The sequence below is a fragment of the Paraburkholderia sp. LEh10 genome (assembly GCF_017814945.1).
Classification (GTDB): domain Bacteria; phylum Pseudomonadota; class Gammaproteobacteria; order Burkholderiales; family Burkholderiaceae; genus Paraburkholderia.
Genome location: NZ_JAGIPX010000040.1, coordinates 22,840 through 45,866 on the forward strand (window position 1 = coordinate 22,840; position 23,027 = coordinate 45,866).

Sequence of the window (23,027 nt, forward strand, 5' to 3'; positions counted from 1 at the left end):
TCAGACCAGCCGCCAGCCGATCGCCTCGCCGCCGCGCAGTGGCACGACGGGCGTATCGCCTGCTTCGACTTCGGCCGGCAGCGTCCACTCTTCGCGGCGCAGCGTCACCTTCTCGGCGCTGCGCGGCAGACGGTAGAAATCCGCGCCGTGGAAACTCGCGAAGCCCTCGAGTTTGTCGAGCGCGCCCGCCTTGTCGAATGCTTCTGCGTACAGTTCGAGGGCATGCAACGCCGTATAGCACCCCGCACAGCCGCACGCGTGCTCCTTCAGGCCCTTCGGATGCGGCGCGCTGTCCGTGCCGAGGAAAAAGCGCGGATTGCCCGACGTCGCAGCCTCGACGAGCGCCACGCGATGCGTTTCGCGCTTGAGCACGGGCAGGCAGTAGTAATGCGGACGAATCCCGCCCTGGAAGATCGCGTTGCGGTTGTACAGCAGGTGATGCGCGGTGATCGTCGCGCCGAGCAGTTCAGGCGACACACCCGCATCGCGGACGTAATCGGCGGCATCCTTGGTCGTGATGTGCTCGAACACCACTTTCAGCGCCGGGAAATTGCGGCGCAGCGGCGTCATCACGCGGTCGATGAACACTTTCTCACGGTCGAACAGGTCGATCGACGAATCGGTCACCTCGCCATGCACGAGTAGCGGCATGCCCGTTTCCTGCATCATCTCCAGCGTTTTTGCACATTTGCGGATGTCGGTGACGCCCGCGTCCGAATTCGTCGTCGCGCCCGCCGGATACAGCTTCACGCCATGCACGAAGCCGCTTTCGCGGGCGCGGCGGACTTCCTCGGGCGGCGTATTGTCGGTCAGATAGAGCGTCATCAGAGGCTCGAACTTCACGCCGGACGGAATCGCCGCAACGATGCGCTCGCGGTACGCGCGCGCCATCTCCGTCGTCGTGACGGGCGGCTTCAGGTTCGGCATGATGATCGCGCGGCCGAACTGGCGCGCGGTGTGCGGCAGGACGGCGGCAAGCATCGCGCCGTCGCGGACGTGCAGGTGCCAGTCATCGGGACGGGCGAGCGTGAGGGTATCGACGGAAGCAGCAGTGGATGCGGTCATGGCGAGGAGTCACGAGCTTCGCGGACGCGGCAAATGCGCAACTGACGGCACAAATAACGAGGTCTGTGCACAAAATGCAGCCAAAACACCCGTCAATTTTGCTTTTTGCCGCTTCTGGCTCGGTGATATGCTTGGAAAATCATCATTGTAACGGGTCGGCCCACGGGGGCTCATACCCCGTTCGAAAGGCTTGTCTTCCGCATCATGTGCCAATTACTCGGAATGAACTGCGCCGCACCGACGGACGTCACGTTCTCGTTCACCGGCTTTGCGGCGCGCGGCGGCGTCACCGACCACCACGCCGACGGCTGGGGCATCGCCTTCTTCGAAGACAAAGCGTGTCGCCTGTTCATCGACCATCAGTCGTCGGCCACCTCGCCGATCGCGGAGATGGTCAAGCGCTACCCGATCAAGTCGAAAAACACGATCGCGCACATCCGCAAGGCGACGCAAGGGCATATCGTGCTCGAGAACTGTCACCCGTTCATGCGGGAGCTGTGGGGACGGCACTGGATCTTCGCGCACAACGGCGATCTGCAGAGCTACAGCCCGGTGCTGTCGGGCGTGTATCAGCCCGTCGGCAGCACCGATAGCGAGCTGGCGTTCTGCGCTCTGCTGCAGGGCCTGCGCAAGGCGTTTCCGGGCTCGCAGCCGCCGCTGGGCGAACTGTTCGCCGCGCTCGAATCGCTGACGCGCGAAATCACCCAGTTCGGCGTGTTCAATTTCCTGATGTCGAACGGGCAGGCGCTGTTCGCGCACTGCTCGACGCATCTGCACTACCTCGTGCGCAGCTGGCCGTTTTCGACCGCGCATCTGGTCGACGCGGACGTTTCTATCGACTTCGCCAAATACACGACACCCGAGGATCGCGTCGCCGTCATTGCCACGCAACCGCTCACCGACAACGAAGTGTGGACCGCCTTCGAGCCCGGCGACCTGCTGATGCTCCAGCATGGCGAAGTGATCGCCCGCGCGAACGTGCCCGTGCCGCCGGCTGTGCTCGAAAAGGCGCGCAATCCGGCGTGCGACGCGAGCGCTTCGGCGAGCATGCTGCCCGCCGCTTCCGTCGTCGATCTTGAATCCGACGACGCCGCCGCGTACGAGTCCTGATGACTGACGGCCGGCTCCGCGCCAGCCGCCGTCATTGCCCACGTGCCTTTGCGCAAGCCCCGGCAGTGATTTGCCCGTCGCACTGACCGGCCTCGCGGCACGCGTTTGCTTCGCAGACAAGCAGACGCAACGCGGCATGACAGCCCAATTCGCCCGACACGTGACGTCCGTTCGCGGCGCCCTTCTCACCGTTGCCTTGCCCGCGATCGCACAGCGTCTCCCGGCAGGCCTTCAGACTCGCAGCCAATACACGCGCGCTCAACGGGTTTGCGTAGTTGACGTCGCAAATATTCCGGAGAAGGCACTTCAACGGCGACCCTCCAAGCCCGGCTTTGCCTTCTATCGTCAGTCGCTCTGCAATCCGAATCGCTTCCCGCTGCAATTCTCCGACAAACCGTTCGGACAACTTCTCTTCAGACGCATGACGAGAAACCCAAAGCCGCGCTGACTCGGTGAACTGCTCCGAAGTCAGCCATCTTCCTTCTAAATGCATTGAAATTAATTCGTGAACGACAAGGTCACTCAGCAAGAATACTTTCATCGATGATCTCTTGTTGGTCGTCACTGAGCGACGGCGACGCACATCGCTCGCCATCGCCCAATCTCGACCACCAAGCTTATGCCTGCGACAGGACTACTCACATGAGACGATTCCGATTTCCAAATCAAAATACTAGATAATATTCCTAAATATTTAAGGAAAATTCAGGCTAGATGTAACTGATCTGCAACTCAATTGCGAAAAGACAAAAAAAAGCCGCTTCCAGAGAAGCGGCCTTTTGATCAATCGATCTTCCAAGCTCTTAGTGCAAGATCTTCGCAAGAAAGTCTTTCGCACGGTCCGACTTCGGATTCGCGAAAAAGTCTTCCTTCCGGTCGTCCTCGACGATGAGGCCCTTATCCATGAAGATCACGCGATGCGCAACCTTCTTCGCGAAGCCCATTTCATGCGTCACGCACATCATGGTCATGCCTTCCTGCGCCAGTTCGACCATCACGTCGAGCACTTCGTTGATCATTTCGGGATCGAGCGCGGAAGTCGGTTCGTCGAACAGCATCGCGATGGGGTCCATCGACAGCGCGCGCGCAATCGCGACACGCTGCTGCTGACCACCCGACAACTGGCCCGGATATTTGTCAGCATGCGCGCGCAGGCCGACCCGGTCGAGCAGCTTCAGGCCCTTTGCGGCCGCTTCGTCCTTCGATCGGCCGAGCACTTTGATCTGCGCGAGCGTCAGATTTTCGGTGATCGACAGATGCGGGAACAGTTCGAAGTGCTGGAACACCATGCCTACCTTCGAGCGCAGCTTCGACAGGTTCGTCTTCTTGTCGGTGAGCGACTGGCCGTTGATCACGATGTCGCCCTTCTGGAACGGCTCGAGCCCGTTCACGGTCTTGATGAGCGTCGACTTGCCCGAACCCGACGGGCCGCACACAACGACCACTTCGCCCTTTTTCACTTCCGTCGTGCAGTCGGTCAGCACCTGGAACTGGCCGTACCACTTGGACACATTCTTGATAGAGATCATCTTGCGACCTTTTTCTGAAGACTTTTGACGAGGCCCGACGCGACCACGCAGATCACGAAGTAACACGCACCGGCGAACAGTACCATCTCGACGTTCGTGCCGTCACGGTCGCCAATATTGGTGGCCGTGCGGAAGAAGTCGGCGAGACTGATCACGTAGACGAGCGACGTATCCTGAAAGAGCACGATGGCTTGCGTGAGCAGCAGCGGCACCATCGCGCGGAACGCCTGCGGCAGCACGACGAGTCGCATCGCCTGCGCGTAGTTCATGCCGAGCGCGAACGAAGCATTGACCTGCCCGCGCGGCACGGCCTGAATGCCCGCCCGGATGATCTCCGAGTAGTACGCGGCTTCGAACAGCGAGAACGCGACCATCGCCGAAGCGAGGCGGATGTCGATGTCGGCTGACAGACCCAGCACATTCTGCAACACCTGCGGCACGATCAGGAAGAACCACAGCAGAACCATCACGAGCGGGATCGAGCGGAAGATCGTCACGTAGAGCTTCGCGAACCACTCCAGCGGCTTGACCGACGACAGCCGCAACAGCGCGAGCACCGTGCCCCACAGGATGCCGATCACGATCGCGAGTATCGTGATCTTCAGCGTGACGACGGCGCCCGTCCATAAAGTAGGCAGTGCGCCCGGAATGCCGCTCCAGTCGAAATGATGCATCACTTGCCTCCGATATAGCCAGGCAGCCGGCTCTTGGCTTCGACGATGCGCATCAGCGACATCACGATCAGGTTGATGAGCAGGTAAGCGACCGTCACGGCGATGAACGACTCATACGTCTGCGCGGTGTAGTCGACGAGCTGGCGCGCCTGCGCGGACAGATCGAGCAGACCGATGGTCGACGCGACGGCGGAGTTCTTGAAGATGTTCAGGAACTCGGACGTGAGGGGCGGCACGATGATCCGGTACGCGACGGGCAGCAGCACATAGCGGTACGTCTGCCATTGCGTGAAGCCGAGCGCGAGTCCCGCGCCGCGCTGGCCGCGCGGCAGCGCGTTGATGCCTGAGCGCACTTGCTCGCACACGCGCGCGGCGGTGAACAGGCCAAGGCAGATGATCGACGACGAGAAGAACTGCGCGGAGGGCGGCAGTTGCTTGAACCATGTGCCGATCGAAACGGGCAGCAACTCCGGTATCACCAGATACCAGATGAAGAACTGAACGATCAGCGGGATGTTACGGAAGATCGCGACGTAGACGGTGCCGATGGCCGCGAGCTTCTTGTTCGGCACCGTGCGCAGCACGCCGAACAACGACCCGACGATCAGCGCGATCACCCACGCGGAAAGCGAAACGGTGACCGTCACCCAGAGACCGGACAGCAGCCAGCCGAGATAGGTGGTCGGCTCGCCGGTGGAAACCGGACTCAGCAGAATGCCCCAGTTCCAGTGGTATGACATGACGAAGACTCCAACAAAAAGAAACGGAAGAAGCGCCCGCCCCTTCCGTTCCGTTCAACACGTTGTCCGACTAGTTCAGCGTAGTTAGTCGATTGCCTTGTCGTTCGGTGCCTTGTACAGCGCCTTCATGTCGTCGCTTTCCGGGAAGGCCAGGTTCAGGCCCTTCGGCGGAATCGGCGATTCGAACCACTTCTTGTAGATCTGCGACGCTTCGCCCGATGTTTCGACCTTCGCGATCGCGTCGTCGACGACCTTCTTGAATTCCGGATCGTTCTTGCGCAGCATGCAGCCGTACGCTTCATGCGATTGCGGCGCGCCGACGATCACGAAATCGTTCGGCGTGTTCGACTTCGCGCGCTCGCCGGCGAGCAGTGCGTCGTCCATCATGAACGCAGCGGCACGACCCGTCGACAGCGTCAGGAACGATTCCCCGTGATCCTTCGCGCTGATGATGTTCATGCCCATGTTCTTGTCCTGATTCATCTTGCGAAGCAGGCGCTCGGACGTCGTGCCCGCCGTCGTGACGACCGTCTTGCCCTTCAGGTCAGCCCAGTCCTTGATGCCCGAATCCTTCTTCGTCATCAGGCGCGTGCCGATCACGAAGATCGTGTTCGAGAACGCGACTTGTTGCTGACGCTCGGCGTTGTTGGTGGTCGAGCCGCATTCGAGGTCGACGGTGCCGTTTTGCACCAGCGGAATGCGGTTTTGCGACGTGATCGGCGTCAGCTTGACCTTCAGGTCCGGCATGTTCAGTTTGTGCTTGACGGCCTCGACGACCTTCAACGCGAATTCCTGCGAATAGCCGACCACGTTTTGCTTGTCGTCGTAGTACGAGAACGGAATCGACGATTCGCGGTGGCCCAGCGAAATGACGCCCGTGTCCTTGATCTTCTTCAGCGTGCCGGCGTCCTGCGCTTGCGCGCCAACGGTGAACAAACCCAGTGTCGCGAGAAGCAGCGCAGCTTTTTTAACCTTCATTTGTGATCTCCTTGGCAAGAACCGGCGCCAGTTTATATCAGTAATTATTCTGAAAGTATGGTTGTTAACCATGTTCCGCGCGCAGTGTTGCATAAAGCCACCACTTGGCGCGGCGCGGCGCCGGCATTGGCTTACAGCGGCGTTACCGGACGATGCGTGTGTCATCGAATGCGTCGTTTTTGCCGGGTCGAGCCGCCTTCATCTGTACAAAAGCGGACGGCACCCGAATGATGCCGTCCGCCCGGTATTCTGCGCGAGAACATGCAATCGCGCTGGTGAAGCTACTGGTGACGCGTTCCCTGCAAGGCGCCCGCCTCCGTGTTGGGCGCCTTGTCAGCCATGCGGCCGTGTATCGATCGATACCGGCTGCGAGCCCGGATCAGGGATACAGGCCGCGCATCTCGCGCGCTTGCAGGATACGCTTGCACGCGACGATAAACGCCGCCGTGCGCACCGACACCTTCTGCTCGCTCGACACCTGCCACACGGCTGCGAACGCTTCGCGCATCACGCGCTCGAGACGCTCGTTGATCTCGTCTTCCGTCCAGAAGAAGCTCGAGAAGTCCTGCACCCATTCGAAGTACGAGACGGTCACGCCACCCGCATTCGCGACGACGTCGGGGATCACGAGGATGCCCTTGTCGTGCAGGATGTCGTCGGCGGCCGTCGTCGTCGGGCCATTCGCGCCTTCGACGATGATCTTCGTACGAATCTTGCCCGCGTTCTTTTCGGTGATCTGGTTTTCCAGCGCGGCCGGAATCAGGATATCCGATTCGATCGTCCAGAAGTCTTCGCTGGCGATCTTGTCTGCTTCAGCGTAGCCGCCGACACCGCCATGCTTCGCGACATGATCGAGCAGCGCGACCGAGTCGATGCCCGATTCGTTGTACAGCGTGCCCGTGTGATCCTGCACGGCGACGACCTTCGCGCCCGCTTCCTGATATAGACGCGCCGCGATGCCGCCCACGTTGCCGAAGCCCTGCACGGCGATGCGCGCGCCTTCGATGTCCATGCCGATGCGACGCGCCGCTTCGCAGCCGACGACGAACACGCCGCGGCCCGTCGCTTCACGACGGCCGAGCGAGCCGCCGAGCGTGATCGGCTTGCCCGTCACGACGCCCGTCGAAGTTTGGCCCTGGTTCATTGAGTACGTGTCCATCATCCACGCCATGATCTGCTCGTTCGTGTTCACGTCCGGCGCGGGAATGTCGGTGTTCGGTCCGATGATGATGCCGATTTCGCTCGTATAGCGGCGCGTCACGCGTTCGAGCTCGCCACGCGACAGCGTGCGCGGATCGACACGGATGCCGCCCTTCGCGCCGCCGTACGGCACGTTGACGGCGGCGTTCTTCACCGACATCCACGCAGACAGCGCCATCACTTCCGACAGCGTGACGTCCTGGTGATAACGCACACCGCCCTTGCCAGGACCGCGCGAAACATTGTGCTGCACGCGATAGCCTTCGAAGTGGGCAACGGTGCCGTTATCGAGTTCGATAGGCACATCGACGACGAGAATGCGCTTCGGGCGCTTCAGCGTTTCGAGCCAGCGCGACAGCGAGCCGAGATACGGCGCGACGCGATCGACCTGACGGAGATAGTTGCCCCAGGGGCCGAGATCGTCGGCGTGAAGGTAGGACGGGATGGACTGCAGATTTGCCGCGGTAGACATGAACGCTCCAGCGTTTTATCGGGTGCCGCCATTGTCGAAAAAAAGCGCCGAACGGGTCCAATGCCGTTTGATCATCCCTTTATGTTTTTTTTGCATAACGCTGTGGAAACCGCAAATACGTGTCGCGAAGCTGGTATTTGCGAGTCCGGCAATGCACTGTTGACTACTTCGAGGCTTGCGCGAGCTCCGCGCTCACGACGTCCCACAACGCGCGCACGAGTTGCTGACGCGCATCGTCGGCCTGTGCCGCGAGCTTGTCGCGATAGAGGCGGATCTCCATCGTCAGCGTGAGCTGTCCTTGCGGGACGCCGCGCGAGGCCCGGTCGAGCCGGATCAGGCGGCCGTCGGCGACGGCATCTTCGACAGCGCTGTGCGGCAGGAATGCGACGCCGTGACCGGCGAGCGCCATCGCCTTCAGCCCTTCAGCCATGTCGGTTTCATACACGCGGTCGAGATAGAGACGCCCCGGCGCGGTCGCGAAGATCACTTCCGTCATGCGGCCCAGGTACGCGTTCGGCGTGTAGGAGAGATAAGGCGTCGGCGCGTCGGGCGTGCCGGGCAGCGTGTAGCGCGGACGTCCGCCTTTGCCCGGCGCGGAGAAGGGGCTGATCGATTCGATGCCGAGCGTGAGCATGTCGTAGCGCGCGGGATCGAGCGCGACGGGATGGCTCGGATGGTGGTAGCCCATCACCAGATCGCAGCCGCCTTCGACCAGCGACAACACGGCATCGTGCACATTCAGCGCGCGCAAGCGCGTGTGGATCGAGCCGAGGTGCGCTTCGATGCGCTGCAGCCAGCGCGGAAAGTACGTGAGCGACAACGTGTGCGGCACGGCGAACTCAATCGTCGCGGCGGGCGTCGCCGTGTGGCCGCGCAACAGCGTGCGTGCCTCGTGGAACTGCGACAGCATCGCGAGCGCCTGCTCGTAGAAGACCTGGCCGGCCGCCGTGAGCCGCGTCGGGTAAACCGAACGGTCGATCAGTTCCGTCCCGAGCCACGCTTCGAGCGCCTGAATGCGCCGAGAAAACGCGGGCTGCGTCACGTGCCGCAATTCCGCCGAGCGACTGAAGCTGCGGGTCTCCGCAAGCGAAACGAAGTCTTCGAGCCATTTCAGTTCCATACGGACCCAGCGCTCCAGCAATGACGGAAAGCCTGCATTCTAGCGGCGGCGCGCCGCCCGAAGCGCTGCCATGCACTCGCACGCTGCGGGCCGACTGTCCCAAAGTGGTAAAATTCGCGGTTCTCCCCGTACTGCTTTCTTCACCGTTCCTGCCCGCCCATCATGTCCGACACTCGCCCCGACACCCTCTTCGCGCTGACTGCCCTTTCCCCTCTCGACGGCCGTTACGCATCGAAAACCGAAGCCCTGCGCGACTGGCTCTCGGAAGCCGCGTTCATGCGCCATCGCGTGATGGTGGAAATCCACTGGCTGATCGCGCTGTCGCGTGCCGGTTTTGCCGAAGTGCCGCGCTTCTCCGAAGCGTCGGAGCAATTCCTGCTGCAACTGGTCGAGCGCTTCACCGCACATGACGCCGCGCGCATCAAGGACATCGAGCGCGTGACGAACCATGACGTGAAGGCCGTCGAGTACTGGCTGAAGGAATCGGTGAAGGGCCAGCCGGAACTGGAGCGCGCAAGCGAGTTCATCCACTTCGCTTGCACGTCCGAGGACATCAACAATACGTCGCACGGCCTGATGCTCGCGGGCGCGCGCGAACATGTCGTCCTGCCCGCGCTGCGCGCCGTGCATCAGCGGCTCGTCGCGCTCGCGCACGCGCAGGCCGGCCAGCCGATGCTGTCGCGCACGCACGGCCAGCCCGCCAGTCCGACGACGCTCGGCAAGGAAATCGCGAACGTCGCGGCGCGTCTTTCGCGCGCGATCGACCGCATCGCGAAGGTCGAACTGCTCGGCAAGATGAACGGTGCCGTCGGCAACTTCAACGCGCATCTGTCCGCTTATCCGGAGTTCGACTGGGAGGCGTTCTCGAAGGAAGTCGTCGAAGAGCGCCTGAAACTCACGTTCAACCCGTACACGATCCAGATCGAACCGCACGACTATATGGCCGAGCTGTTCGACGCGGTCGCACGCGCGAACACGATTCTGCTCGACCTCGATCGCGACGTGTGGGGCTACATCTCACTCGGCTATTTCAAGCAGAAGACCAAGGCGGGCGAAATCGGTTCGTCGACGATGCCGCACAAGGTCAACCCGATCGACTTCGAAAATTCCGAAGGCAACCTCGGCCTTGCAAACGCAACGCTGCGCCATCTCGCCGACAAGCTGCCCGTGTCGCGCTGGCAGCGCGACCTGACGGACTCGACGGTGCTGCGCAACATCGGTGTCGCGTTTGGTTATTCGCTGCTCGCGTACGACGCACTCAATCGCGGTCTCGACAAGCTCGAAGTGAACCCGCAACGTCTGAACGAAGACCTCGACGCGACGTGGGAAGTCCTGGCCGAGCCGGTGCAAACGGTAATGCGCCGTTACGGCATCGAGAATCCGTACGAGCAGTTGAAGGAGCTGACGCGTGGCAAGGGGATCACTCGCGATGCGTTGCAGACGTTCATCAACGGTCTCGCGATTCCCGCCGATGCGAAGGAGCGTCTGCTGGCGATGACGCCCGCGTCGTACGTCGGCAAGGCGGCGGAGCTGGCGAAGCGGATCAAGTGACGATTTGCGGCTGGTAATGTGGGTTTTTGCGTTGCGCGGCATGCGCGATGCCGTTTGCTTTGCCAGCTTTCGCTGGCATTCGCGATTTGCTTTGCCCTTTCGCGGGCATCCGCGATGCGCCTCGCGGCACAGGCGTTGCCCCTGTGCGGGGCGGCACTTACTTTCTTTGCCGCCGCAAAGAAAGTAAGCAAAGAAAGCGGCTCACCCGAGCCGCTTGACGATTACCCACGGGTCCCCAACGTTCCGAGTACAGCACTTGCCCACGGGCCCTCAACGTCCCCACGCTGACAAGGGCGGTGAGATGTTCGGCGCTGTATGTCGGTGCGCAAGCGCCAGATGCGGGTGAGGCGTTAGCCAGCACGTTGGCAACGAACGCTCGCCGGTACGCTAGCGCAATAAGTATGGGGACGCTGAGAGCCCGTGGGTAGGAACAAGGATTGGCGGTGTGAGCGGCTTTCTTTGCCTACTTTCTTTGCCGCGGCAAAGAAAGTAGGTGCCGCCCCGCACAGGGGCAACGCCCGCGCCGCGAGGCGCTTTCGCGGATGCCAGCGACAGGCCGAAACACAAACCGCCTCGCGGATGCCAACGACAGCGGCTAAACACGAGCCGCATTGCCGATACCAAGGCAAGCGGCCGCAGCCAAAAACAGCCCTTAAGACTTCTTCTGAATAAACTCGATCTTATACCCGTCAGGGTCCGTAACAAACGCGATCACCGTCGTGCCGTGCTTCATCGGGCCAGCTTCGCGCACGACCGTGCCACCCTGCTGTTTGATCTTTTCGCACGCGGCATACGCATCGTCGACTTCGATTGCGAGGTGGCCAAATGCGTCACCCATGTCGTATGACTCGGTGTCCCAGTTATGGGTCAGCTCGATCACCGTGCCGTCTTTTTCATCCTCGTAACCGACGAACGCGAGCGTGAACTTGCCTTCCGGATAATCATTGCGGCGCAGCACTTTCATGCCGAGCAGCTCCGTATAGAACTTGATCGAGCGGTCGAGATTGCCTACCCGAAGCATGGTGTGAAGAAGGCGCATCGTGTACTCCCTTGTTGCTTGATGATATCGAGGACGTAAATGTACCGAAAAAGCCGCACGCCCGCTGAACGCGGCCTTCGCGAGATGCCCGCGCACGCACGCGAGGCGCTTTCAGAACAGATGCCGCAGCCCCGCCATCAAGCCGATCTGCGAGCCCTTCTGCGCCAGCCCCACACCGTTGACGCCCTGCAATTGCGCGCCGATCAGATCGCCGTGATACAGCGCGTAATCAGCTTCGAGATAGACATCCGTGCGCCTGGACATATTGTAGTCGGCGACGAGCTGGTACTGCCATGCAGAGCCGTCCTGCGCGGCCGTCTTGCCGTCCTGCAAGGTCCGCCACACATTCGCCGCGAAATGCCATGCCGCGCCCACCTGTTGCGTGATGCCGCCCAGTATCATGCGCCTGCGTGAAAAGTCCGTGTACTTGAGCGCGGCGAGGATGGGCGCCGTGAACGGGCCATTCGCGAAGTTCGAAAAGCCCGCATCGTTCTGGTTGACGATATAGCCGAGCGCAACGCGCGTCTGGGCCCACATGTACGACGCGCCGAATGTCCACGCTTTCGCCGTGCTGCCGTTCACGGAATCGCGCGACTCTTCATAGGCGCCGCCCAGGTTCACGGGCCCGCCGCTTGGCGCATATGCAGCGGCCACGCCAAACTGCGAGCCGTACGACGCATGTCCCGCGACCCCGCCGAACGCATACGCAACCGACAACAGCACGTCATGCGCGCGCGCCTGGTACTGCACCTGATTGCTCGTCCAGATGCCGCCCGACATCGTCACCTCAGGCTGGAAGCTGAAGTCGTACGGAATCCATGGATTGCTGCCGTAGCCGCCGATCGTGATGCCTTCGATCAGCACGTTCGGCATCCGGCCGAAGATCAGCTTGCCATACGACGACGATTGCACGCCGATCTGCGCTTCGTTCATGAACGGCAGTGTCGGATCGCTCTGGCCGGTGTTGATATAGATGCGGTTTTCGAGCTTGAAGAAGGTGGACCAGCCGCCGCCCAGATCCTCGACGCCGCGCAAGCCCCAGCGGCTCTCCGACATGCCGCCGTTGCCGAGACCCACGCTCGAATCGCCATTCCTGTTCACGTGCGTCATGTAACGGACGCTTTCGTCGACGATGCCGTACAAGGTGACGCTCGATTGCGCGTGAGCCGCCGCGCTCATCAATGCAACGGAAAGCGCAGCCCATGCGCAGACCGTGAGCCCCCTGGTCACCTTCGTCATGCCGTCTCCTCATCAGGTATGCATGGGCATTGAACAGCGTGGGAATGTCATCAAGCAGTGAGACGGTGCGCGGCGAGTCGCAAATCGGCGAGCGTTAAGTAGGCTAAAGATTAATCGGTATGAAGGGTTCGGAAGATAAAAGAAAGCCCGCATGTTGCGGGCTGCCTACAGAGATCCGTGCGAATGCAACGAGCTGCCGTGGCGGATCTTCCGGCTAGGCTCGCGATGCGCGCGACACGGCCTGCGCGACGGCCACATATTCATCGACGGGCACGTCTTCGGCGCGGCGTTGCAGATCGAAGCCGAGCGCGTCGAAATCGACGGTATCGCGATACGCCGACAACGTATTGCGCAACATCTTGCGACGCTGCGAGAACGCAGCCGTGACGACTTCGCCGAGCGTCGTTTCATCGACGGAAGGCAGTTCGTGCGGCGCATAGGGAATCATCCGCACGATGGCCGAATCGACCTTCGGCGGCGGCTGGAACGATTCAGGCGGCACGTCGAGCAGCTTGTCCATCACATAGCGGTGCTGCAGCATCACGGACAGCCGGCTGAACGCCTTGCTGCCAGGCTCGGCGACCATGCGCTCGACCACTTCGTTCTGCAACATGAAATGCTGATCGATCACGCGATCGGCGAACGCGGTCAGATGGAACAGCAGCGGGCTCGAAATGTTGTACGGCAGATTGCCGACGATGCGCAGCGTCGGCTTGTCGCCCGCTTGCGCGAGCGAGCCGAAGTCGAACGCGAGCGCGTCGCCTTCGTGCAACTCGAGCAGATCGCCGAATTTCTTCTTCAGACGCCCAATCAGGTCGCGGTCCAGCTCGACGGCATGCAACGGCGTCTCGGGAGTCGCGAGCCGCTCGATCAGCGGCTCGGTGAGCGCGCCCAACCCCGGCCCGATTTCGACCATGCGCTCGCCGCGTTGCGGACGGATCACGTCGACAATCGAATCGATGATGCCCAGGTCGACCAGAAAATTCTGTCCGAAGCGCTTGCGCGCGAAGTGGCCCTGGTGCTGTTTGCTTGAACTGTTGGACATCGGCAAAGCTACAAAAAAATCATGCGGCGCGGCGGTTGCGCGCCATGGAAACGGCCGTGTCGATCGCGGCGATCAGGCTGCCCGCGTCGGCGCGGCCGGTGCCCGCAAGGTCGAGCGCGGTGCCGTGATCGACGGACGTGCGGATGATCGGCAAGCCCAGCGTCACGTTGATGCCTTCGCCGAACGTCGCGTACTTGAGCACGGGCAGGCCCTGGTCATGGAACATCGCGAGCACGCAATCGGCTTCGTTCAGATAGCGCGGCTGAAACAGGGTATCGGCGGGATACGGACCGCGCGAGTCGATGCCCTGCTCATTCGCGAGCTTCAGTGCCGGCGAGATCACGTCGATTTCCTCGCGGCCCAGATAGCCGTTTTCGCCTGCATGCGGATTGAGGCCCGTGACGAGAATGCGCGGCGCGGGCAAGCCGAAATGATGACGCAGGTCGTGATCAATGATACGCAGGGTGTCGACGAGCCCGTCAACAGTCAACGCCGCCGACACGTCCTTCAACGGCAGATGCGTCGTCGCGAGCGCGACACGCAGCGGCCTTGCTCCCGTGCCCGCCAGCATCATCACGACGCGCGGCGTATGGGTGCGTTCCGCCAGATATTCGGTGTGACCGGTGAAAGGCACGCCCGCGTCGTTGATCGTGCTCTTTTGCAGCGGCGCCGTGACGACAGCATCGAACGTGCCGGCGAGCGCGCCGTCAATCGCGGCATCGAGCAGGCCGAGCACGTACGGACCGTTCCTCACGTCGAGCTTGCCGGCCTGCGCGGGCGCAGCGAGCGCATGATGCTGTGTCGTGACGCGGCCGCCCTGCTGCCGCGCCCAGTCGATCCCGACGGCCTTCGCGCGGTCCGCCATCAAGCCGCTGTCGCCGAGCACCGTGAAGTGCGCATCGGGCCAGTGCGCGCTCGCCGCGGCGAGCGCCTGTGCCGTCAGTTCAGGACCGACGCCAGCAGGCTCGCCCGTGGTGATCGCGATATTCAGCGGTGCGTTCGAGGGCTTGGCAGCGGTCATGACGACTCCAGAGACTATTGTGCGGACGTTCCCATAACGGGGCCTACCTTGTAATCGACATACGCGGTGTCGCGCAGTTCACGCAGCCAGTCGGCGTACGCCTGCTCCGCCTTGCGCTGGCCGATGGCCTGGCGCGCGAGATCCATCTGCTGCGTGACCGAGCCTTCGGCTTCGCGGCGGCCCAGCACCTGAATCAGATGGTAGCCGTATTCGCTTCGCACCGGCTGGCTGATCTGGTTGTCCTGCAACGCGTTCATCGCGCGCTCGAACTCGGGCACCGTTTCGCCCGGGCTGATCCAGCCGAGATCGCCGCCTTGCGACGAAGAGCCGTCCTGCGAATACGTGCGCGCGAATTTGTCGAAATCGCCCTGGCCCGTTTCGATATCGCGCCGGATTTCGAGCAGCTTCTGACGTGCCTGCGGCTCCGACATGCCTTCGCCGACGCGCAGCAGAATGTGGCGCACGTGCGTCTGCACGAGTTTCGTCGAGTCGGCGGAAGCCGAGCCCTGGCCCGAGCGGCGCTCGACGAGACGCACGATCTCGAAGCCGTCGCTGGTTCGGATCACAGTCGGATTCACTTGGCCCGGACGCAGTGTCGATGCCGCCGTCACGAATTCAGGCGGCAGCTTCGACGGACTCTGGAAACCCATGTCGCCGCCCTTCGATGCATCGGGAGCCTGCGAATTCGCCTTCGCGAGTTTTTCGAAGTTGCCGCCGTTCATCGCTTCGTGCAGCAGCGAATTCGCCTTCGCCTGGGCCGCCTCGATGTCCGTCTGCGGCGCGTTGAGCGGCGCCTTCAGCAGGATGTGCTCGAAGTGCAGATCGCTCGTCAGCCCCGCCGTCGGCCCGCGCTGGCTCGCGATGTAGTTCGCCACTTCCGCGTCCGATACGGTGATCTTGCTGTCCACTTCCTTTTCGCGCAGGCGCGACAGGATCAGCTCCGTCTTCGCATCGCCCGTGAAGGTCGCCCAGGGCACGCCTTGCGCCTCGATGCGCGCGCGGTACATTTCGAGCGGCATGTTGTTGGCCTGCGCGAGACGTTCGAGCGTGCGCTGCACCGTCGTGTCGTCCACGCTGATGCCGTCTTCGCGCGCCTTCTGCAGCTGGATGCGTTCCAGCACCAGCTGGTTCAGCACCTGCTGGCGCAACTGGTCCGCCGGCGGAATCGGCGCGTGCTGCTGCTCCAGCCGCTTCGTGATCAGGCCGACGCGCATGTCGAGCTCGCGCTGCGTGATGACGCCGTTATTGACGACAGCCGCGATCGTGTCGACCGTTTGGGCATTACTGTCGCCGCTCAGCGCCTGCGCATGTGCAGGGGCGGCCAGCAGAATGGAAGCGGCCGCAGCGAGGCCGGTCGCGAACGTTGCCAGGCGAAGCTTTTTCATGATTGCCACAGATACTCCAAAGATGTCGGGCACGCTCGGCCCGTCTGTCGACCAGAGTTGGCGCTTTAGCGCCTTACTCTGGTCCCATGCCCTGTCGGCTGGTGTTGGCGCTTCAGCGCCTTACTCCAGCCCCATGGCTAGTCGACCAGAGTTGGCGCTTTAGCGCCTTACTCTGGTCCCATGCAAACTCCAGTTTGCGTATCGACTGCGAACGACGCGGTAGCGGTCCGTCATTCGTAGTTGTTGAACTGCGATTCGGGCGGCGGCGGCGGCGGCAGCGGCGTATAGCCCGCCACGCTCGCGCGGAACGCGGACATCAGCCCGTTGTCGACGCTCGACAGCCCCTTGAACGTCAACTGAGCGAGCACCCGCGTCCCGGAGGTCTGGCTGCCCGTCGTGTTCACCCCGTTTGCATAACGCTGGAAGCCCACGCCGAGCGTCCAGCAATCCGCGTCGTATTGCACGCCGAGGAGCGCATCGACGGCGCGATGTCCCTTCAGATCGTAGTTGATCCGCCCGACGCCGAAGACGCGATGCGCCAACGGCCATTGGCCCGAAATTAGCAACTGGTTGATCGGCTGATTTTCGAGCGTCGTGTTGGCGCGCGTGTAACGGTATCCGACGTTGATCACCTTGCCGGCTTGCGGGCTATAGCCGAAGCCGACGCTGGTCTTGACCAGCTGGTTGTTGTCCGCATTATATTGGAACGCCGTTTCCGAAGCGAAACCTGCCCCGAGCTTCAGCGACGCACCGAGAATCAGGTCCGAATGCGTCGCCTGTTCCGTCGTCTGCGTCTGGTTCAGCGTCACGCGCTGGTCGCGGAAATAGTACTGCTGCGCGATCACGAAGCGCGCGCGTTCGTCGCCCGTCGCGGGGTTCAGGAAACGCGTCGTGAGGGCGGCCGTCAGGCGGTTCGCATCGGCGATACGGTCGTTACCGACGAACGTATTCGGCGTGAAGATTTCAGCCAGACCGAAGTCCGATTCGGCCGTGTCGAACAGCGGCGCGAAGTTCTGGTTGCGATACGGCGTATAGACGTAGTACAGACGCGGTTCGAGCGTCTGGATATAGTCTTCGCCGAACACGCGCACCGAGCGGTCGAAGATCAGGCCGGTATCGAACGAGAACGTCGGCACCGACTCCGTGAAATTCTTCGGCTGGCCGGGGGGTGCATCCGAGCCGATGTTGCTCAGGTCATACGACGCGAAGTGCCATTGCACTTTCGGCGTGACGAAGTAGCCCGGACCGACGACGGAATATGACAGGTACGGATTGAAGACGACACGATCGCCTTCCGTCGAGTCCGCCGTCGTGATGCGAAAGCGCGAATAGTCCGCTTCCGCGCCGAAGTCGAAGCCGCCGACGTTGTACTTCCCGTACTTCACGTTCAACTGAGGCTCGCGGCCGTACGGCGCGGTGGACGGCGAAAGCGTCTGCCAGTGCTGCTCGCGCGCGAGCACGGACCACGGCCCGTTGTTGTACGTGAGGCCAGCTTCCTGCTGGAACAGCAGCTGCGTGCCGTTCAGGAACTGGTTCGTCGCCGACGACAGGTCTTCCGGATACGTGTTGTCCGAGACCTTGTTGTAGTAAATGTAGCCGCCGAAGCCGGAACCGAAGTTCTGGTTGTGCTGGATATACAGCGCGTAGCGGTTCGTATGGGTGATCTTGTCGTCGGGCAGGAACTCGCCCGTGATCGAACCACTATACGTCGGCGACAGATACCGGAAGTTCGCCTGCCATTGGACGCCGCGCTTGGACAGGATGCGTGGCGTCAAGGTCAGATCGCGGTTCGGCGCAATGTTGAAGTAGTACGGCAGCGACAGCTCGAAGCCATTGGTCGAACTGAGCGACGCGGTAGGCGGCAGCAGGCCGCTGCGCCGCGCGCCCGACAGCGGGAACGACAGCCACGGGCTCGCAAACACGGGGACGCCCTGGAAGAACAGCACGCCGTTGTGCGCGACGCCATCGTCGGAGCCCGTGTCGAAATCGAACTCGCTGCCCTTGATGTACCACGCGGGATCTTCCGCGCACTGACACGCCGTATAGGTGCCGCGCGTGAACACCGAGCGTTCGTTGTCGAGCAGATCGACGCGCTCCGCGCTGCCCGAGCCGCCCGTCACGTTGAAGCGATACTTCGGCGCGGTCATGAAGCCTTCACTCGACTCGACCTTCATGTGCGCTTCCGGGCCCATGAATACGCTGCCGTTTCCCGACAGATGGACATTGCCGTACGCGTCGGCCATGTCCGTATCCTGATCGTAATGTAGCGCGTCGGCCTTGAGCGCCGAGGTGCCGCGGCGGACTTCGGCGGACCCCTTCGCCGCGATGTCCTGGTCGGCCGTCCCCGTCGTCGAGTCGCCGAGCACGAAGGTCGCGGAACTCTGGCCGCGAGGCGTCGGGTGTTCCTCGAGTTGAGGGTCCAGCCGCAGGCCCCACGGCGCGTCGATCGGCTGTGCTTGCGCCGCCTCCCCCGCCAGCTGCGCATGCGAAAGCGCGGGCAGCAGGCCCGGCACGGCGACCAGCGCCGCTGCGAGCCGCCTTCTGCGCGGCAGGCCGTCAGAAGAGGGAGTGTTTGGGAAAAGCTTTTTGGGCGGCATGTATCGTTTGGCGTATCGGCCCTGCTGTCAGTTCATCCGCCCCGCTCATCAGTCACGAGTTGCCGCCTGTGCAATCGGGCATCGAATGCACAACTTTTGACGATTCATGCAGCGGTAAGGCGGGCGACCAGCGAGATGCGCGAGAACTGACGCGAGTCGCGTCAAAAAAGTCGTGGGGTATTATATGGCAAGACGTTGTCCACTCTGATTTTGTCACCTGCTTTTCATGACGCCTTCCCCCGCATCCTCCCTTACTTCCGCTTCTTCGACGGCCGATGCCCGTCTCGAACTCCTGGACGCCTGGCTGCGCACGCACGCCGACCGCTACGGTCTCGACCTTGCGACGCTCAAGCCCGCTTCCGCCGATGCGAGCTTTCGCCGCTATTTCCGCCTCGCGGGCGACGGCGTGGCGCTGGGCGCGGGCAGCGCGGGCGCGACGGTGATCGCCGTCGATGCGCCGCCACCCGAAAAATGTCGCGAATTCGTGCAGATAGCGGGCTTGCTGGCTGACGCGGGCGTCCACGTGCCGCGCGTGCTCGAAGTGGATCTGGACGCGGGCTTCATGCTCGTCTCCGATCTCGGCACTCAGCCGTATCTGAGCGCGCTCAAGCACAGCGATGCCAGCGACGCGAAACATCTGATGCGCGCCGCCCTCGATGCGCTGATCCGCTGGCAGCTCGCATCGCGCGAGGACGTGCTGCCGCCGTTCGACGAAGCGTTCCTGCGGCGCGAGATGGAACTGATGCCGGAATGGTTCATTGGCCGCCATCTCGGGCGTGAGGTCGACGCGAACACGCGCGGCGTGCTCGATCGCACGTTCGCGCTCCTGATTGCGAGCGCGCGCGCGCAGCCTCAGGTCTTCATGCTGCGCGACTTCATGCCTCGCAATCTGATGATCGCGAGCCCGAATCCCGGCGTGCTCGACTTCCAGGACGCCGTGTACGGCCCAATCTCGTACGACGCCGCGTCATTGCTGCGCGATGCGTTTATCAGCTGGGACGAGGAGTTCGAACTGGATTGCTTCGCGTACTACTGGGAACGCGCCAGAAAGGCCGGCCTGCCCGTCGATGCCGATTTCGGCGAGTTCTATCGCCAGCTCGAATGGATGGGTTTGCAACGGCACATCAAGGTGCTGGGGCTTTTCTGCCGGATCAACTATCGCGACAGCAAACCGCACTACATGGCCGACCTGCCGCGCTTCATCGGCTATGCGCGCAAGGTCGCGCAACGCTACCGGCCGCTCGCGCCGTTCGCGAAGCTGCTCGATGACCTCGAAGGCCGCGCCGTCGAAGTCGGCTACACCTTCTGACGGATGACGAACTTGAACAAAGCGATGATCTTCGCCGCGGGACGCGGCGACCGGATGCGTCCCCTGACGGACACCTGCCCGAAGCCGCTGCTGAAAGTCGGCGGCAAGGCGCTGATCGAATGGCAGATCGAACGGCTCGCGCGCGCGGGCTTTGCGGTCATCGTGATCAATCATGCGTGGCTCGGCGCGCAGATCGAACAGGCGTTGGGCGACGGTTCGCGCTTTGGCGTTGAACTGCGTTATTCGGCTGAGCACGAGGCGCTCGAAACTGCGGGCGGCATTGCTCAGGCGTTGCCGTTGCTCGAAGAGGCGGGCAAGCCGCAAGTGTTCGCAGCTGTCGCCGGGGATGTGTACGCGGATTTCGACTATTCGACGTTGCGCGCGCATGCCGCGCGTCTCGCCGATGCCGAAGAGCCGGGCATGCATCTGGTGATGGTGCCCAATCCTGCGTTTCATCCGAATGGCGACTTCGTGCTGGCAAGCGACGGCACGCTGGCGCTCGACGGCGCGCCGCGCTACACGTTCGGCAGTATCGGGCTCTACGATACGCGTATGTTTCGCGATCTCGCGCCGGGGACGCGTCGCGCGCTGACGCCGTATTATCGTGAGGCGATTGCCGGCAGGCGCGTGACAGGTGAGCTTTATGACGGGCCGTGGGAGAACGTCGGGACGCCCGCGCAGCTTGAAGCGCTGGATCGGCAGTTGATCGCGCAAAGCGCGTGAGGGCGGGTCTGGTCGATTGCATGCTGGACAGTCACAAGCACATCGCCCCCGTCATCACCGCTCAGCGCCGTCGTCATGCTCCTCCACCACCTCCTCGCGATGCGCGGCCCTCTGCTGCTGCAACGCCCACATCTGCGCGAACAGTCCGCCCGCCACGATCAAATCGCCGAACGTACCGCGCTCGACGATGCGCCCCTTGTCCATGACGATGATCTGCTGCGCGTGCACGACCGTCGATAGCCGGTGCGCGATGATCAACGTCGTGCGATCGCGCGCAATCTGATCGAGCTCATGCTGGATCGCGCGCTCGGAGCGCGAATCGAGCGCGGACGTCGCTTCGTCGAACAGCAGAATGGGCGGATTCTTCAGCAGCGTGCGCGCGATCGCGACGCGCTGCTTCTCGCCGCCCGACAGTTTCAGGCCGCGTTCGCCAACAGGCGTTTCATAGGCCTTCGGCAAGCTCTCGATGAACTCGTGAATGTGCGCCGCGCGCGCCGCCGCAATCACTTCGTCGCGCGTCGCCGATGGGCGGCCATACGCGATGTTGTAGTAGATCGTGTCGTTGAAAAGCACCGTATCCTGCGGCACGATGCCGATCGACGCGCGCAGCGAGTCCTGCGTCACGTCGCGAATGTCCTGTGAGTCGATACGTATTGCGCCGCCCGTCGCGCGCTCCAGGTCGTAGAAGCGGAACAACAGGCGCGCAAGCGTCGACTTGCCCGAGCCGCTATGGCCGACGACGGCCGTCGTCGTCCCCGCCGGTATCGTGAAGGTCACATCATGCAGGATCGGCCGCGACGCTTCATAAGCGAAGTTCACATGCTCGAAGCTCACCTGAGCGCCGCGCACCTCGAGCGGCGGCGCATCGGGCGCGTCAGGCACCTCGCGCGCCGCGCCGAGCAGCGTGAACATGCGGTCCATGTCGGTGAGGCTCTGCTTCAGCTCGCGATACACGACGCCGAGAAAATTCAGCGGAATATAGAGCTGCAGCATGAACGTGTTGATCAGCACCAGATCGCCGAGCGTCAGGCGCCCCGCCATCACGCCTTGCGTCGCGCGCCACAGGATGAACACGAGCCCGGTGCCGATGATCGCCTGCTGTCCGAAGTTCAGCGCCGACAGCGAGTTCTGCGACTTGATCGCCGCCGCGCGATAGCGTTTGAGGTTCTCGTCATAACGCGTGGCTTCCCACTCTTCGTTGTTGAAGTACTTAACCGTCTCGTAGTTCAACAGCGAATCGATCGCGCGCGAATTCGCCTTCGAATCGAGCTCGTTCATCGTGCGGCGGAAATGCGTGCGCCACTCGGTCACCTTCACGGTGTACGTGATGTATGCGACCAATGCGACGAACGTGACGATCGCGTAATACGCCTCGTATTTGACGACGAAGAACCCGAGCACGAGTCCGACTTCGACGAGCGTCGGCAAAATGCTGTACAGCGAATACGAGATCAGTTGCGTAATGCCGCGCGTGCCGCGCTCGATGTCGCGCGACATCCCGCCTGTCTGCCGCTCCAGATGAAACCGCAGCGACAGCGAATGCAGATGCCGGAACACTTTCAGCGCAAGCTGGCGCACCGCGCTTTCCGTCACCTTGGAAAAAAGGATCTCGCGCAGTTCGGTGAAAAGCGACGTCGACAGCCGCACGACGGCGTACGCGACCACCAGCAGCCCGATACCGCCGAGCAGCACGACGCCCGGCGCATGCTCCGCGCGTCCGAGCGCGGTCAGATGCTGCACGGAAGCAAGACTGTCGACGATGCGCTTCATCACGATCGGCACGCCGAGATTGGCGACCTTCGCGCCGATCAGGCAACTGAGCGCGAACACGACGCGCCACTTGTACGTTGCGAGATACGGCAGCAGCGAGACGATCGTTTGCCAGTCGTTGCGCGGCTGGGTCGAGATCGGCGACGGTTCGGAAGAAGCGGAAAAACGACGCATGATTGTTTTGCGGGGGAAGCCTGCACGCTTGACGCGCGACTCATACGGAATGTGACGGGCGCGGCGCGCTCGCGACGGACAGCCACAAAAGCATTCAATCCGTCCCGAACGCACCAGGGCTGGCAATAAACTCCAGCGAGTGCTTTCCCGTACAATCCCTGAACTGGCAATATTGTCGCAGAAGCCGGCTGGCGCCGCTTTCGCCGCGCTGACGGTATCGAGTCTCCCCGGTCGTGCCGTGGTCGTGAGACGCGCCGCCGTCGGCTCAATTGAATTTCATGGATGC

The 23,027-nt window shown here is 62.4% G+C and carries 19 protein-coding genes; 4 read left to right on the forward strand and 15 right to left on the reverse strand.

Features of this window, described 5'->3' with window-relative positions; translation table 11 throughout:
• Positions 1 to 1,065, reverse strand: a complete 1,065-nt coding sequence (pyrC, locus tag J8I87_RS28120) for a dihydroorotase (RefSeq protein WP_209935366.1) — start codon at positions 1,063 to 1,065, stop codon at positions 1 to 3.
• Positions 1,066 to 1,269: 204 nt separating this feature from the next.
• Here pyrC and J8I87_RS28125 point away from each other — a divergent pair, with 204 nt between their 5' ends.
• Positions 1,270 to 2,175 carry a class II glutamine amidotransferase gene (locus J8I87_RS28125; protein ID WP_209935367.1) on the forward strand — a complete coding sequence of 302 codons (906 nt, stop codon included), beginning with the start codon at positions 1,270 to 1,272 and terminating at the stop codon, positions 2,173 to 2,175.
• A 31-nt stretch (positions 2,176 to 2,206) separates the two neighbouring features.
• Here J8I87_RS28125 and J8I87_RS28130 read toward each other — a convergent pair whose 3' ends face one another.
• The 7 genes from J8I87_RS28130 to J8I87_RS28160 all read right to left on the reverse strand — a co-directional run bounded on the left by J8I87_RS28130 (position 2,207) and on the right by J8I87_RS28160 (position 8,888).
• On the reverse strand, positions 2,207 to 2,716 hold the full coding sequence (locus tag J8I87_RS28130; protein ID WP_209935368.1) for a hypothetical protein: 510 nt from the start codon (positions 2,714 to 2,716) through the stop codon (positions 2,207 to 2,209).
• A gap of 262 nt (positions 2,717 to 2,978) precedes the next feature.
• Positions 2,979 to 3,704, reverse strand: a complete 726-nt coding sequence (locus J8I87_RS28135; RefSeq protein WP_209935370.1) for an amino acid ABC transporter ATP-binding protein — start codon at positions 3,702 to 3,704, stop codon at positions 2,979 to 2,981.
• Entirely contained in the window at positions 3,701 to 4,378 is a 678-nt protein-coding gene (gene gltK / locus J8I87_RS28140; RefSeq protein ID WP_209935371.1) for a glutamate/aspartate ABC transporter permease GltK, read from the reverse strand. The genes J8I87_RS28135 and gltK overlap by 4 nt, the downstream gene beginning before the upstream one ends.
• On the reverse strand, positions 4,378 to 5,118 hold the full coding sequence (locus J8I87_RS28145) for an amino acid ABC transporter permease (RefSeq protein WP_209935372.1): 741 nt from the start codon (positions 5,116 to 5,118) through the stop codon (positions 4,378 to 4,380). The genes gltK and J8I87_RS28145 overlap by 1 nt, the downstream gene beginning before the upstream one ends.
• Positions 5,119 to 5,202: 84 nt before the next feature.
• Positions 5,203 to 6,096: a glutamate/aspartate ABC transporter substrate-binding protein gene (locus J8I87_RS28150; protein ID WP_209935373.1), complete on the reverse strand. Its 894-nt coding sequence runs from the start codon at positions 6,094 to 6,096 to the stop codon at positions 5,203 to 5,205.
• Between the two features lie 379 nt (positions 6,097 to 6,475).
• A complete protein-coding gene (locus J8I87_RS28155) occupies positions 6,476 to 7,768 on the reverse strand; it encodes a Glu/Leu/Phe/Val family dehydrogenase (protein WP_209935374.1) in 1,293 nt (430 codons plus the stop codon).
• 163 nt (positions 7,769 to 7,931) lie between these two features.
• Positions 7,932 to 8,888 (reverse strand): LysR family transcriptional regulator, encoded by a 957-nt coding sequence (locus J8I87_RS28160; protein ID WP_209935375.1) that lies wholly within the window; start codon positions 8,886 to 8,888, stop codon positions 7,932 to 7,934.
• A gap of 162 nt (positions 8,889 to 9,050) precedes the next feature.
• On the opposite strand from J8I87_RS28160, the gene purB reads away from it, so the two are divergent.
• Positions 9,051 to 10,439: an adenylosuccinate lyase gene (purB, locus tag J8I87_RS28165; RefSeq protein ID WP_209935377.1), complete on the forward strand. Its 1,389-nt coding sequence runs from the start codon at positions 9,051 to 9,053 to the stop codon at positions 10,437 to 10,439.
• 652 nt (positions 10,440 to 11,091) lie between these two features.
• Here purB and gloA read toward each other — a convergent pair.
• The 6 genes from gloA to J8I87_RS28195 form a co-directional block, all read right to left on the reverse strand.
• Positions 11,092 to 11,478: a lactoylglutathione lyase gene (gene gloA, locus J8I87_RS28170; RefSeq protein ID WP_209935378.1), complete on the reverse strand. Its 387-nt coding sequence runs from the start codon at positions 11,476 to 11,478 to the stop codon at positions 11,092 to 11,094.
• A gap of 111 nt (positions 11,479 to 11,589) precedes the next feature.
• Positions 11,590 to 12,717 carry a porin gene (locus J8I87_RS28175; protein WP_209935379.1) on the reverse strand — a complete coding sequence of 376 codons (1,128 nt, stop codon included), beginning with the start codon at positions 12,715 to 12,717 and terminating at the stop codon, positions 11,590 to 11,592.
• 214 nt (positions 12,718 to 12,931) lie between these two features.
• Positions 12,932 to 13,762 carry a 16S rRNA (adenine(1518)-N(6)/adenine(1519)-N(6))-dimethyltransferase RsmA gene (rsmA, locus tag J8I87_RS28180; protein ID WP_209935380.1) on the reverse strand — a complete coding sequence of 277 codons (831 nt, stop codon included), beginning with the start codon at positions 13,760 to 13,762 and terminating at the stop codon, positions 12,932 to 12,934.
• A 19-nt stretch (positions 13,763 to 13,781) separates the two neighbouring features.
• Positions 13,782 to 14,783 (reverse strand): 4-hydroxythreonine-4-phosphate dehydrogenase PdxA, encoded by a 1,002-nt coding sequence (gene pdxA, locus J8I87_RS28185; RefSeq protein ID WP_209935381.1) that lies wholly within the window; start codon positions 14,781 to 14,783, stop codon positions 13,782 to 13,784.
• Between the two features lie 14 nt (positions 14,784 to 14,797).
• Entirely contained in the window at positions 14,798 to 16,177 is a 1,380-nt protein-coding gene (locus J8I87_RS28190) for a peptidylprolyl isomerase (protein WP_209935382.1), read from the reverse strand.
• A 221-nt stretch (positions 16,178 to 16,398) separates the two neighbouring features.
• Positions 16,399 to 18,765 (reverse strand): LPS-assembly protein LptD, encoded by a 2,367-nt coding sequence (locus tag J8I87_RS28195; RefSeq protein WP_209935384.1) that lies wholly within the window; start codon positions 18,763 to 18,765, stop codon positions 16,399 to 16,401.
• A 226-nt stretch (positions 18,766 to 18,991) separates the two neighbouring features.
• On the opposite strand from J8I87_RS28195, the gene J8I87_RS28200 reads away from it, so the two are divergent.
• On the forward strand, positions 18,992 to 20,074 hold the full coding sequence (locus J8I87_RS28200; protein ID WP_209935385.1) for an aminoglycoside phosphotransferase family protein: 1,083 nt from the start codon (positions 18,992 to 18,994) through the stop codon (positions 20,072 to 20,074).
• 3 nt (positions 20,075 to 20,077) lie between these two features.
• Positions 20,078 to 20,797 carry an N-acetylmuramate alpha-1-phosphate uridylyltransferase MurU gene (gene murU / locus J8I87_RS28205; RefSeq protein ID WP_245254214.1) on the forward strand — a complete coding sequence of 240 codons (720 nt, stop codon included), beginning with the start codon at positions 20,078 to 20,080 and terminating at the stop codon, positions 20,795 to 20,797.
• Positions 20,798 to 20,851: 54 nt separating this feature from the next.
• Here the strand turns inward: murU and J8I87_RS28210 are convergent, their stop codons facing one another.
• Positions 20,852 to 22,741, reverse strand: a complete 1,890-nt coding sequence (locus J8I87_RS28210; protein ID WP_209935386.1) for an ABC transporter ATP-binding protein/permease — start codon at positions 22,739 to 22,741, stop codon at positions 20,852 to 20,854.
• Positions 22,742 to 23,027: the final 286 nt, after the last annotated feature.